General features: G+C 57.5%; 12 protein-coding genes. 4 read left to right on the plus strand and 8 right to left on the minus strand.

The annotated features are described in order from the left end of the window. Positions 1-6 precede the first annotated feature (6 nt). Positions 7-1,209, minus strand: a complete 1,203-nt coding sequence (locus QN399_RS04910) for an aminotransferase class V-fold PLP-dependent enzyme (protein ID WP_322178068.1) — start codon at positions 1,207-1,209, stop codon at positions 7-9. A 26-nt stretch (positions 1,210-1,235) separates the two neighbouring features. Beyond that, on the minus strand, positions 1,236-1,466 hold the full coding sequence (locus QN399_RS04915; protein ID WP_219060970.1) for a DUF3820 family protein: 231 nt from the start codon (positions 1,464-1,466) through the stop codon (positions 1,236-1,238). A gap of 226 nt (positions 1,467-1,692) precedes the next feature. Here QN399_RS04915 and QN399_RS04920 point away from each other — a divergent pair, with 226 nt between their 5' ends. Then, complete coding sequence (locus QN399_RS04920; protein WP_322178069.1) at positions 1,693-2,166, plus strand: PA2169 family four-helix-bundle protein; 474 nt, start codon at positions 1,693-1,695, stop codon at positions 2,164-2,166. A 62-nt stretch (positions 2,167-2,228) separates the two neighbouring features. On the opposite strand, the gene QN399_RS04925 is transcribed toward QN399_RS04920, so the two are convergent. The 6 genes from QN399_RS04925 to QN399_RS04950 all read right to left on the minus strand — a co-directional run bounded on the left by QN399_RS04925 (position 2,229) and on the right by QN399_RS04950 (position 10,910). Continuing rightward, positions 2,229-3,758, minus strand: a complete 1,530-nt coding sequence (locus tag QN399_RS04925; RefSeq protein ID WP_323566278.1) for a sensor domain-containing diguanylate cyclase — start codon at positions 3,756-3,758, stop codon at positions 2,229-2,231. A 415-nt stretch (positions 3,759-4,173) separates the two neighbouring features. After that, on the minus strand, positions 4,174-4,404 hold the full coding sequence (locus tag QN399_RS04930; protein ID WP_322178071.1) for a hypothetical protein: 231 nt from the start codon (positions 4,402-4,404) through the stop codon (positions 4,174-4,176). Between the two features lie 193 nt (positions 4,405-4,597). Continuing rightward, positions 4,598-5,962, minus strand: a complete 1,365-nt coding sequence (locus QN399_RS04935; RefSeq protein WP_322178072.1) for a heavy metal sensor histidine kinase — start codon at positions 5,960-5,962, stop codon at positions 4,598-4,600. Continuing rightward, positions 5,952-6,629 (minus strand): heavy metal response regulator transcription factor, encoded by a 678-nt coding sequence (locus tag QN399_RS04940; RefSeq protein ID WP_322178073.1) that lies wholly within the window; start codon positions 6,627-6,629, stop codon positions 5,952-5,954. Before QN399_RS04940 ends, QN399_RS04935 begins: the two co-directional genes overlap by 11 nt. Before the next feature lie 10 nt (positions 6,630-6,639). Next, positions 6,640-9,753 (minus strand): multidrug efflux RND transporter permease subunit, encoded by a 3,114-nt coding sequence (locus QN399_RS04945; protein ID WP_330200628.1) that lies wholly within the window; start codon positions 9,751-9,753, stop codon positions 6,640-6,642. Then, positions 9,750-10,910, minus strand: coding sequence for an efflux RND transporter periplasmic adaptor subunit (locus QN399_RS04950; protein WP_330200629.1), 1,161 nt, complete (start codon positions 10,908-10,910; stop codon positions 9,750-9,752). The genes QN399_RS04945 and QN399_RS04950 overlap by 4 nt, the downstream gene beginning before the upstream one ends. Positions 10,911-11,291: 381 nt before the next feature. Here QN399_RS04950 and QN399_RS04955 point away from each other — a divergent pair, with 381 nt between their 5' ends. From QN399_RS04955 to QN399_RS04965, 3 genes are all read left to right on the plus strand, one after another. Next, a complete protein-coding gene (locus QN399_RS04955) occupies positions 11,292-11,639 on the plus strand; it encodes a hypothetical protein (protein WP_322215151.1) in 348 nt (115 codons plus the stop codon). A gap of 259 nt (positions 11,640-11,898) precedes the next feature. Continuing rightward, positions 11,899-12,480: a fimbrial protein gene (locus QN399_RS04960; protein WP_322178077.1), complete on the plus strand. Its 582-nt coding sequence runs from the start codon at positions 11,899-11,901 to the stop codon at positions 12,478-12,480. A 103-nt stretch (positions 12,481-12,583) separates the two neighbouring features. After that, positions 12,584-13,291, plus strand: a complete 708-nt coding sequence (locus tag QN399_RS04965) for a molecular chaperone (protein WP_322183039.1) — start codon at positions 12,584-12,586, stop codon at positions 13,289-13,291. Positions 13,292-13,297 lie beyond the last annotated feature (6 nt).

Below are 13,297 nucleotides of genomic sequence, written 5' to 3' on the forward strand. Positions count from 1 at the left end.
GGGCGGTTACCGGCTCAGTTCACGCAGTGCTCGTACCAGTGTTTCGATCTCCGCCACCGACGTGGTAAAGCCCGGAGTGATACGGATGCACGGCCCGCACGCAGCGCCGTCGCGCGCCACCGTGAACAGGTTGTACTCCTCCAGTAAACGCTCGACCATCCGCTGCTGATCCACTTGGCGGGTAAAGCGCAATGCCGTGATCCCGCAATACAGGCGCGCGTCGTCCGGGGTCAAAATCTCAATTCCCGACAATTCCCTTGCAGGCTTGACCCACAGGTCGCGCAGGTAGTTCAGGCGTGCGCCCTTCACGGCGGCACCGCCCATCGCCAGATGCTCTTCGAACACTCGCGGCAGGGTCATCAGGGCCGGGATATTGGGCGTGCCATAGGGCGCGCGCGACCGGATATCGTCGATTGCAAATCGACTGTCGCCCATGTCCGGGTCGATGTCTGTCAGGCGCTCCTGGGCAATGTAGATAAAGCCCAGGCTCAGCGGCGCTCCGATCCATTTCTGCAGATTGAATCCGGCAAACGCCACGCCCAACTCGTCCAGTTTGAAGTCGAGTTGGCCAAGGGCGTGCGCGCCGTCGAGGATCACGTCAATGCGATGGGTCTTGGCCCACGCGGCAATCGCTTGCACCGGCATCACCAGACCGGTGCGGTGGGTGACGTGGGTCAACGCCATCAACTTCAAACGGGGGTGGCTCTCGAAGGCTGAGCGGTAACTGTCCAGCAGGCTCTCATAGGTGGCAGGGTGCGGGTGCTGGATTTCGATCACCTCCACATCACGGCTCTTTGCCAGCCAGCGCATGGCGCTTTGCACGCTGATGTAATCCAGATCGCTGATCAACACCTGATCGCCGGGTTGCAGGGCGTTGTAGTTGCGAATCAATGATTGCAGGGATTCGGAGGCACAGCGCGTGATGGCGATCTCGTGGGCTGGCACTTGGACCATTGCCGCCAGTTGATCGCGAATCAGCACGCTGTCGACCTGATCGAACTGATGGCGCACATACACTGAGTTGCTGCGGTTGATGGCGGCGATCTGGTGTTGATAGTCCTCGACCACCGTCCGGGTCATGCGGCCAAAATAACCGTTTTCCAGGTTGATCGGGCCTGGCTCGACCTCATAGCGTGAAGCGATGCGCTGCCAGAAGGCTTCGTCTCGGGCGCAGTCCAGGGCGGTGGCGGCATGTTGATCAATCGGCATCACGAACTCGCTTGGCGTATGAATCGTTAGGGGCGGAACGGGCGTTGGCGCTTGCGTAGCGGGTCAAGCAGTTCGGACAAACCGTTATGGTCGATCTCGTGCATTAACGCCAACAGGCTGCCCAACTCACCCGAGGGGAAACCTTCCCGAGCGAACCAGTTCAGGTACTGCCCCGGTAAATCGGCGATGAGCCGGCCCTTGTATTTGCCATACGGCATTTCGCGGGTGACCAGCAGTTCAAGTTTTTCGGGATTCATGTCCAGGCCATTCAATAGGGTGCGCACGTCGGATGTGCACGAAACTACAGCCCTCAAGATACGTGCATTCTGCATGCAGGCCAAACGACAGTTCTTGCAGAAAGAACGATTGATCTGTCTCTTGTGTAAATCAACTTATTGAAATGTAAGGTATTTAAAGAAAATAGAACGTGGCATGAAGGCTGCTTTTTCAACTGTCATCCACTAACCGATAAGGAGTTTGAAAATGACAGATATCAATAAAGAAGCCATTTCATTGCTCAATGATTTGATTGAAACCAGTAAGGATGGCGAAAAAGGCTTTCATACCAGCGCTGAAGACATCAAAAATCCGACGGTAAAGAGCTTTTTTATCAGCCGGTCGCAAGAGTGCGCCACAGCCGTTCGGGAGCTCCAGGCTGAAGTTCGTGTTCTGGGCGGGGATCCTGAAACGTCTTCAAGCATCGTTGGTTCGCTGCACCGTGCCTGGATCGATCTGAAGTCGGTGGTTACTGGTAAAAGCGATGAGGCGATTCTGAGTGAGGTAGAGCGAGGTGAAGACACTGCACTCAAGGCCTACAGAAAAGCACTTGAAAAAGCCCGTGAAGAGAATCTGCCAACGAACGTTATCGCATTGATTCAGAAGCAGCTTGACGGAGCGCAACGTAACCATGATCAGGTCAAAGCCATGCGTGATACCGCTCACGTACAAAAAAACTGATTGAACGCTTTAGAGAAAACGCCAGCTCGTCTGGCGTTTTCTCTGCATGCGCAACCTGCAACTCAAGTGACAAGAGGGTCGCGGTGGGAGGTCCATGATCCGCACTCCACACGATTGCGACCTTTGCGTTTGGCTTGATACAGCGCCTGATCGGCAATGCGGGTCAAGGTGCTCAGCGTGTCGCCGGGGCGCATCACATGAGAGACGACCCCGATGCTGACGGTGATGGCGTGTTCGTCATTGGCAAAGCGCGGCAGGGCCTCGATTGCAGCCCTGATGGCTTCGGCGATGACCTGAGCGCCTTCGAGCGGTGTGTCGGCCAGCACCACGGAAAACTCTTCGCCGCCATAACGCGCCGCAAGGTCTCCAGGGCGGCGAATACGGCTAAGAATAGTCGCCGCCACAGTGCGCAGGGCCTCGTCTCCACCATGATGACCATGGCGGTCGTTGAACGTCTTGAAGTTGTCGACATCAATCATCAGCAGCGACAGTGGCTGCCCTGAACGTAACCCTCGCGCCCATTCGGTTTTCAGTACCTGATCGAGCCTGCGACGATTGGCCAGGCCGGTCAAGCCGTCGGTCGCAGCCAGGTGGGCCAAGCCATTTTCGGCACGCTGGCGCAGACGCAGTTCGCGGCGCAACAGAAACGTCAGCCACAAAATGCCGAAACATAAGATGCTGGTAGCGCTGCCCACCAATAAGGTAGTGCGCCTCCAGACGGCATACACCTCTTCCACTGATTGGCCAACGACCACGATCAGCGGCAAATCGCCGACTCGCGAAAAGGTGTAAAGACGCTCTTTGTTGTCCAGCGAGGACACACTGGTGAAGTGACCACTGCCTTCTTTCAGGAAGCGTTGGAAGTTAGCTTTCTGGCTGAAGTCCGCGCCCGTCATATCGTTGCCATCCAGCACTGGCTGTCGAGCGAGCAGAATGCCGTGGGTATTGATCAGGTTCACGTTGCTGTCCTTGCCGATACTCAGGTCTTTGAACAGCTCATTGAAATACAGCAGCCGCATCGCCCCCGAGGCGATGCCAAGAAATTCGCCTTCAGGTGAAGACACGCGGCGACTGAAGCTGATGCACCAGTCCGGGTCACCCAGGCGCATCTTGAACGGATCGCTGACCAGCAGGCCCAGCGATGGGTTATCCCGGTGCGCCGTGAAATGAGTGCGGTCAGCAAAGTTGCCGGCTCTGGGGACGAGCGAAGTAGAGTCAGCAAGAATGCTTCCATTCTTGTCCAATAGCAGCAAATCACCTTTATAGGGCGCAGCGGTGGAACGGTCGAACAGCATCAAATGACGCATCTGTGACGGGATGGCCATGATCCCCGGAAGCTGCCATGCGGCAATCATGCCCTGGATAGATGTGTCGTACAGCTCGGCATTGCGCTGCACGTCGGCATCGATCAACTGCACGATGTTGGACGCCGTGCGGGCGGCAAATTCTGTCGCGCTGTCGCGCTCGCGAAACAGCAGTGACGTGACGATCACAAGAATAGCGACCACCGCAAAGCTGCTGCCGAAAATCAGGATGACTTCGGGTCTGGACCACTTTCCTGGCGTTGCGTGCAATGTAAAGGTTGGGTTCATGACCGGAATTCTATGGAAATAAAATACGGAGAATAATTTAACGTACTGATTTAAAAGACAATAACTAGTTAGGTAAGGATTTTTTAACACCTGAGTAGAACGTATTTAACACCTTATATCTTAGCGGCGGTATCAGCGTGCTCTCTAATAATTGTTACACGTCTGACATGTCTTGATAGCGGGTACGATCAGACTTCAAGCTGAACGCACATCTTGTGCAGGGGGCGGGTCGGGATTCAGGTGGGTTAGCGAACGGGGGAAAAGCAATCGGTGGGCCCTAAGGTGCCCGACGTACAGCCGCTACGGCGCAAAATTGTACGCAAAAAAAAAGCCACTGAGTAGCAGTGGCTTTTAAAGAACGGTCGATCAAATGGGGCATTTGATCGACTGTCGAGGGAAACGTTATTACAGTCGATTAGCCCTTTTGAGCGTTATCGGAAGTACCGCTATCTACCGACTTTTCCAGAGATTGCTCGTTGTTCGGTGTCTTTGCGGTCATTTCTGCTCGGGTTTGGGCTTGTTCGACAGACGCCTGACGTGCGGCTTTCTGTGCAACAAAGGACTGCGATTCTTCTGCAGACGCCTGACCGGATAACAGGAACGAAGACAATACGAAAACGCTGGCAATACCCATACTGGTGGACATTTTTGAGACCTTCTTGCTAGGCAAGTGCTAATTAAGTGCGACAAAAATATAGGTCGGACCAAGTTCGAAAAAGAGGCATGTACTCAAAGGACTTTTGTCATTCTGGTAACAAAGTGCGGCACGAATTTTAACGTCTCAGCGGGGATAGCACGTTTGCGGGGGCAGGCACGCCTGCAATGAAGAGGGGAATGGTTCAGCGCGGAAGGTTGATGCCGAAAGTGTTGACGCCTTGCTGGCTGTGGACGAAAACGGTCCCGCCATGCATCAGGGCGATGGCTTTGACGATGGCCAGACCCAGCCCGTGGTTGGCGCCGCTGTTGCTGCGTGAGGCGTCGACGCGATAGAAGCGCTCAAAGAGCATGGGCAAGTGTTCGCTGGCTATTTCGGCGCCGGGATTGGCCACTCCGATGCTGACATGCTCGTCTTGGGCCCGGATCTCGACCCGGATCACTTGCCCTGGCTCGGTATGCTGCACAGCGTTGTGCAACAGGTTAATCAGCGCCCGTCGCAGGTGGGCTTTTTCGATACGAACGCTGGCGTCACCCTGAACCTCGACCCGCACGTGAGCGTCTTCGAGGATGAAGTCCAGGTAATCCAGGGCTGTGGCGACTTCTTTGGCCAGCGAGGTGGACGTCAATTCGGTGGCCTTGCTGCCTTGGTCGGCGCTGGCCAGAAACAGCATGTCGTTGATGATCGACCTCAATCGCTCAAGCTCTTCCAGGTTGGATTGCAACACTTCGAAGTAATGCTCGGCTGAGCGTCCACGGGTCAGCGCCACTTGAGTTTGACCGATCAGGTTGGTCAGCGGCGAGCGCAGTTCATGGGCGACATCGGCGTTGAATGATTCGAGCCTTGAGTAGGCTTGCTCGACTCGCTCCAGCGTCGAGTTGAATGAGCTGACGAATTGGTCCAGTTCAGGCGGTAGGGAGGACAGTTGCAGGCGGCCAGACAAACGTGGGGGCGCCAGTTTCCGGGCTTCCAGCGATAGGCTGACCAAGGGTTTCAAACCGATGCGTGCGACCCAGTAACCCAGCACTGACGCGAGCACGATGCCGGCGGCCGCGAGACCGATCAAGGCGATCAGCAGCGAGTGCTGGGTCTGCCAGAAGGTTTCGGTATCGATTGCAATCAAAAACCGTAGCGGTGGGCGTTGATCCTGTGCCGGGAACTGGCTGACCAGTACTTTGAACGGGAACTCATGGCCGGCCAGTGCCATGTCGCGCATGCCCGGCGGGCCCTTGGCGAACTGGCGTATCGCCGCATCCGGGCTACCAAACTCGTAGGCCGGGTTGTCGCTGACGACCCAGAATCGGATGCGCTTGTCTTCTTCGCTGAGTAGTTTGAGTTTGGCGCTGATCTTCGCCCAATGCTCGGGTGTGCCAAATCGGGTAACGGCGGATTCGAGCACGCTGTAGCGCGCTTCCACCTCGGCGGCGGGCAACTGGCCGAGGCCTTTTTCGACTTGCAGGTAAAGGGCCCAGCCGATCAGTAGAAACACCAGCATCGCGACCAGCGCAAACAGGCTGCTCAGGCGCAGGGCGATGGAATTAGTTGCCACTGCGGTTCTCCAGCACATAACCCATGCCGCGAATGGTATGCAGCAGCTTCTGCTCGAACGGCCCATCCAGTTTGGCGCGCAGGCGTTTGATCGCGACTTCGACGACGTTCGTATCGCTGTCGAAATTGATATCCCAGACCATCTCGGCAATCGAGGTTTTCGAGAGGATCTGACCCTGGCGGCGAGCCAGTACGCTGAGCAGGGAAAACTCCTTGGCGGTCAGGTCCAGGCGCATCCCTGCGCGTGTGGCCTTGCGGCTGATGAGGTCGATCCAGAGGTCGGCGATGCTGATCTGCACCGGCTCATGGCCGCTACTGCGTCGGGTCAAGGCTTGCAGGCGCGCGACCAGTTCGAGAAAAGAGAAGGGTTTGCCCAGGTAATCGTCCGCGCCTTCGCGTAAGCCGCGAATGCGGTCGTCGACGTTTTCGCGAGCGGTGAGCATGATCACCGGTGTCTGCTTTCTGGCACGCAGGGCGCGTAATACCCCGAAGCCGTCCAGGCCCGGCAGCATGACGTCGAGAATGATTACCGCGTAGTCACTTTCCAGCCCCAGGTGCAGGCCTTCGATACCATCGCGGGCCAGGTCCACGGTGTAGCCCTGTTCGGTCAAGCCCCGGTGCAGGTAGTCGGCGGTTTTCTCTTCATCTTCGATAATCAGCACGCGCATGGGGCGACACTCACTTGTCTATGACCAGAACTGCTGCGGGGTCAGGCGCAGAGTGTGGCGGGCGCCGATGGAACAGCCGTTCTAGCTGCATGTAGATCACCGGCGTGGTGAACAGGGTCAACGCTTGGCTGACGACTAACCCACCGACCACCGCAATCCCCAAAGGCTGGCGCAACTCCGCGCCGACCCCGTAACCGAGCATCAGCGGCAAAGCGCCGAGCAGGGCCGCGATCGTGGTCATGATAATCGGTCGGAAGCGCGTCAGGCAGGCTTCATAAATAGCATCTTGTGGGCTGAGCCCTCGATTGCGCTGGGCATCCAGGGCGAAATCGACCAACAGGATACCGTTTTTCTTGACGATACCGATCAGCAGCACGATGCCGATCAGCGCCATGATCGAGAAGTCCTGGCCCAGCAGCCAGAGCAGCAGCAGTGCGCCGATCCCCGCAGATGGCAGGGTCGAGATGATGGTCAGGGGATGGACGAAGCTTTCATACAGCACACCAAGGATGATGTACACCGCCACCAGCGCTGCCAGGACTAGCCACGGCTGGTTGGCCAACGAACTCTGGAACGCCTGCGCCGCCCCCTGGAACGAGCCGACGATTGCTGCCGGCATGGCGATGTCGCTCTTGGCCTTGTCGAGCATCAGCACTGCATCGCCCAACGCCACGCCGGGCGCGAGGTTGAAGGACAGGTTGGCGGCCGGGAACATGCCGTCATGGCTGATAGACAGGGGGCCAACGCTCGGTGGATCGACTTTGGCCAGGGCCGACAGCGGGACCATTTCGCCACTGAGCGGTGAGCGCAGATAGAAATAATTCAGGCTCTCGGCCTTGCCGCGTTGCTCGGTGTCGAGTTCCAGGATGACCTTGTACTGGTTGATGTCGGTCTGGTATTCGCTGATCTGCCGTTGGCCGAATGCATCGTAAAGTGCCTGATCGACGTCACTGGTGGTCAGGCCAAAGCGCGCCGCAGCGCTGCGGTCGATGCTGATGTGGGTGATGCTGCCACCCAGTTGCAGGTCGTTGGACAGGTCGCGGAAGGCTGGGTTTTCCCGGAGCTTTTCGGTCAGGCGCTGGGTCCAGGTATTGAGGAGTTGGCCGTCATTGCTCTTGAGCACGTACTGGTATTGGCTTCGACTCGGGCCGGAGCTGAGGTTGATGTCTTGCCCGGCGCGCAGGTACAAGACGATGCCCGGCACTGTTGCCAGTTTTGGTCGTATGCGGTCGATGAATTCGCTGACCGATACATCGCGATCACTGCGGTCTTTGAGGGCAATCCAGAAACGTCCGTTGGCGATGGTCTGGTTGCTGCCGGTCACCCCCACTGAATGGGAAAACGCCTGGACCGCCGGGTCTTCACTGACGATTTTGGCCATCGCTAAGTGTTTCTCGACCATGTCAGGGTAGGAAATGTCGGCGGCGGCTTCGCTGGTACCCAGCACGAAAGCGGTGTCCTGCACCGGGAAAAAGCCTTTGGGGATGACGATATAACCGGCGACTGCCAGAACCAGGGTCATGCCGAAAATCCCCATCATCACGCGCTGGTGAGCCAGTGCCTTGCGCAGGCCTCGTTCGTACAACGCCAATAAGCGCTCGCCGAAGCCCGGCTTGGCGTCGGGATCATGCTTGGGTGCGCGCATGAACAGGGCGGCGAGGGTGGGTGCCAGGGTCAGGGAGACCACTACCGAAATCAGAATGGTCGCGGTGGCGGTGAGGGCGAACTCCTTGAACAGCCGCCCGACCACGCCGCCCATGAACAGCAGCGGGATGAACGCGGCCACCAGCGAGAAACTGATCGAAACCACGGTGAAGCCGATTTCCCCGGCACCCTTGATCGCGGCTTCGCGCATGCCGTCGCCTGCTTCGAGGTGGCGGTGAATATTCTCGACCACCACAATCGCATCGTCGACCACGAACCCCACGGCCACGACAATCGCCACCAGTGTCAGGTTGTTCAGGCTGAAACCGAACAGGTACATCATCGCGAAACTGGCGACCAACGACACGCCCAGCACACTGCTGACGATCAGGGTTGCCGATAACTGGCGCAGGAACAGGGCCATGACCGCGACGACCAACAGCACGGCGATCAGTAGAGTCATTTCCACTTCATGTAATGACGCACGAATGGTTTTGGTCCGGTCGTTGAGCACTGACACTTCCACCGACGCCGGCAGCATTTCCTGTAGGCGAGGTAACTCGCGCTGGATGCGATCCACGGTCTCGACGATGTTCGCCCCCGGCTGACGGAAGACCACCAGGTTGACCCCTTGTTGATCGCCGGACCAGGCTTTGACGTAAGCGTTCTCCGCACCGTTGATCACCGTTGCGACATCTTTGAGATGAACCGGCGCGCCGTCTTTGTAGGACACAATGAGCTGCGCGTAATCCTCGGGTTGGAACAGTTGATCGTTAGCGGAGAGTGTCGAGACATTGTCCTTGCCATACAGCGCGCCTTTGGCCAGGTTCAAGCTGGTTTGTTGCAGTGCCACGCGCACGTCGGCCAGGGTCAGCCTCAAGGCCGCGAGTTTCTCCGGTGCGGCCTGAACCCGGATTGCAGGGCGTTGTTGCCCGGTGATGTTGACCAGACCGACACCGTCGATCTGGCTGAGCTGGCGCGCGAGCAGGGATTCGGTGATGTCACTGAGTTCGGTGCCGGGCATCAGGTTTGAGCTGACGCTGAGGATCAGCACCGGGCTGTCAGCCGGGTTGACCTTGCGCCAGGTCGGCAAGTTGGGCATGTCAGCGGGCAGCCTGCCCGCAGCGGTGTTGATGGCCGCCTGGACTTCCTGGGCGGCGGTGTCGATGCTTTTGCTGAGAGTGAATTGCAGCGTCAGATTGGTCGAACCCAATGCGCTGCTGGAGGTCATTTGTGTCATGCCGGGGATTGCGCTGAACTGCACCTCCAGCGGGGTCGCGACCGAGGAGGCCATGGTTTCCGGGCTGGCGCCTGGCAGGGAGGCGGTGACTTGGATAGTCGGGAACTCAGCCTCTGGCAACGGCGCGACAGGCAGGCGTGGGAAGGCGATCAGGCCCAGCAACACCGCTGCAAACGTCAGCAGCAAGGTGGCGACCGGATGATCAATGCACCACGCCGATACCGACCCCCGGCCTTTCATCGTGCGGTCTCCATCGCAGTGTCCTGTCCGACGATGGACGGTGCGGTGATTACGTCGACGTGCGCCCCGGGTTTAAGCCGGGACTGGCCGTCGCTGACCAGTACATCACCGACGTCAGGGCCTTTGATCAGGGTCAGATCGCTGTCTTGATACACCACTTGCACCGGCACCACTTCCACCTTATTGCCCTTGACGCGGTAGGCGAAGTGCTGATCGACGCCGCGTTGGACCACTTGTGGCGGCACTTTCAAGGCATCCCGGTCAATGGCCGTCTGGATTTTTATGGTCACCAGCTGGCCGGGCCAGAGTTTCTCCGTGGGGTTGCTGAATTCGGCTTTGGCGCGAATGGTGCCGGTGTTGGCGGCCACCTGATTATCGATCAGGGTCAATTTACCCTCGCCCAACAACGTGCCGTTATCGGTATTGCCGATGTAGGCTTGAACGGCTGCTGGCGTGCTCCCGTGGACCAGCGCCTGCAAGGTTGAGAGCATCTGTTGCGGCAAAGAAAACTCGACGGCAATCGGGTCGATCTGGGTCACGGAGAACAGACCTTGAGCGTCGCTGACGCGCAGGAAGTTGCCTTCATCGACGTTGCGGATACCGACGCGGCCGGTCACCGGTGAGCGTATCTGCGTGTAGGACAACTGCACTTGGGCGGCCTCGATAGACGCCTGATTGCCCAACGCAGTGGCCTGAAGCTGATGGACCAGTGCTTGTTGCTGGTCGAACGTCTGCTTGGAAATACCGTTGTCCGTCGTCAGCAAGCGATAGCGTTTCAGATCGATTTGGGCGACGTCCAGTTGCGCCTGGCTTTGTCCCAGCTGAGCCTGGGCCTGAGCCAGCATCGCACGAATCGAACGGTCATCGATGGTCGCCAGCAGGTCGCCGGCTTTGACTTGCTGGCCTTCCTTGACCAGCAGCCTGGTCAGGATGCCATCGACTTGGGGACGAACGATGACACTGTGCAGCGAAAGCACGGAACCGATGCCGGTGACATAGCGCGGTACATCCTCCTTGATCACGCTGATGACCCGGACTGGAATCGCAGTCGGCGCCGACACTTTTGCGGGGGCAGGACGGGTCAGGCTCCAACTGGTGAGCGCGATGAGCACAACGATGGCGCTGGCGGCGATTGCGGTTCGGGTCTGTTTACGCATGCAGGGAAGGCGCCGGGCAAGTCAAAGGGAAGGACAGGGATGAGAGGAGGTACCTCGTGAGGGCTTTCGTCATCTTCAGTGTCAGCCCCTTCTTTATAGCCTGCCAACCCGGTCAGCAAAATGACGGCTAACTGACAGAATGGACAGCTAGCGCCGTAGGCCGGCTTAGCCTCTCAGTTCGGCGCGTGCGGGCGGTCTATTAAAGAAAAAACGAAGGTTGACGATAATAAAGAAAAGGCATCAGGTGCATGTTTGATATGATCGGCTGAAAGGTTGGTGAAAGATAGCCAGGGAAAGTTCTTACTTGTCGTTTTGAATTTTCGGGTGAACCCCTTTTTTCAGCGTTGTTTGTTGAGGTGAGACGCCGCACGGAGTACTGCAATGAACGGCAACTCGGTCAGTGGTGTATTGTTTTCGATCGTGGTGTTCACCTTCAGCGTCGTGGCATCAGCCAACGGTGGCGTTATTCATTTCAACGGGCAGGTGGTCAATACGGGATGTGCCGTTCAGACACGGTCTGACAGCTCCTATTTTAAAGCCTCGCAGCAGATTCAGGTCTCATCGGAAATCACCCTTGCCGTGGACACGTATCGGAATGCCTGCAGCGCTGATGTCATTCCTTTCAGTGCCGTGTTTACGGTACTTTCTTCCTCGGAAGCGGCGAGTGGTACAGGGGGGGCTCCGGACAAGAAGTCCAGGGCGGGGGTGGTTACGTTGACCTATCAGTAGTGTCAATACAGTCACTGTATCGATACTGTGTAAACCCTAACTGTGCTGACACTTTGCTTTTGCTGTTTTCGATGAAAGCCCCTGTTTCCGGGTGCCGATCACTAATAAGGAATATTCCCGCAGAAAGTACCTACTTGTCCTGTTGCCAAATCCATATGCGTAATATGTTTATCCTGACATTCAACAATGCTTCGTATCGTTATAGTTCTTTTCGTCCAATGATGGGCATATACGAACGAACGCAAGGAATGTCGTTAGCATGAAAAAAATCTCTCTCACATTGGCTGTACTGGGTGCAATGGGTTTAGGTGCGGTCGGTACCGCCAATGCTGCAAATAACGGGAAGTTGGTGTTCAACGGCACGCTGACCAACATTTCTTGTAACGTCGGGCCGGGCGCCGGGGTCGGTGCCGGCCCTAATGGAGATATCAACGTCGATTTGGGCAACGTTTCATTCTCTGATATAGGCTCATCGAGCGCGAGCAAGCTGGAAACCGCTACACCTGTCCAGCTGCTGGTCAATTGCAGCGCTGGCGTCGATCAATACAACACCGTGAAAATGCGCTTCGTCGCACGCTCCGGCAGCGGCCTGGATAACAATGACCCCAAGCTGTTGCGTACTACGGGTGCCGCAGACGGTGTCGGTATCGGCCTGCTCAACGCCCAATCCCAGATCATGGACTTGAGTGGCACCGAGACGATCGACAAACCGCTGATCAAGGATGGCGCGGGTGGCGCGACAGCCGAGTTGAATTTTGGCGCGGTCTACGTGCTTAACGGCACGCCGACCAACCCGGGCAACGCCGATGGATTCATGCCTTTCGTGCTGGACTACGAGTAAAACCGCTGACGGGGTGAGCTGCAGTCGCCCCGTCGCACCTCAGCTCAAGGTGAATGCCATCATGTTTTCTCCCTCCATTCGTTATGCCTGCCTTTCGCTGGTAATGATCCTGAGCGCAGGTGCCCAGGCAGGCATCGTGCTCAATACCACTCGTGTTATTTATCCGGCAAAAGACAAAGAGGTCAGTTTCGGCGTACACAACAGCGGCGGCGGAGAAATTCTCCTGCAGTCCTGGCTTGAGTCTGACGCCGGGGGCACTGTCGATTTGCCGTTTGTGATTATCCCGGCCCTGGCTCGCATGCCGGGCGACGGCAAGCAACTGCTGCGCATCATGTATGCCGGCGTGGACATGCCGATGGACCGCGAGTCGGTGTTTTGGCTCAACGTGCAGGAAATTCCTCAGGCCGCGGCAAAGAACGCTTTGCAGATCGCGATCCGCCAGCGCATCAAGGTGTTTTTTCGGCCTCAGGGGTTGGAGGTGGAGCCAGCCCAGGCGCCGGAAAAACTTCAATGGCGTCTGCTGGAGGATGACGTGTTGCAGGTGAGCAATCCTGGACCCTATTACGTGTCCATGGTCAGGATTGAGGTTCGGGACGGTACAACTCACGTGATGAAAAAGGACAGCCAGATGCTGGCGCCGAATCAATCCTTGAACGTGCCGCTTGTCAGGCGGGCAAGCGGTCGTCCCTTGAGCCTGAGTTTTATCAGCATCAATGACTTCGGTGGGCAGGTGCCCTATAGGGCCACGCTGACCGCGCGCGAGTCGATCAACGCGGTCAAGGTCGCCAAGACCGATACCGGCGTCAGGTAACGACTC

The organism is Pseudomonas sp. 10C3 (assembly GCF_036346185.1).
Classification (GTDB): domain Bacteria; phylum Pseudomonadota; class Gammaproteobacteria; order Pseudomonadales; family Pseudomonadaceae; genus Aquipseudomonas.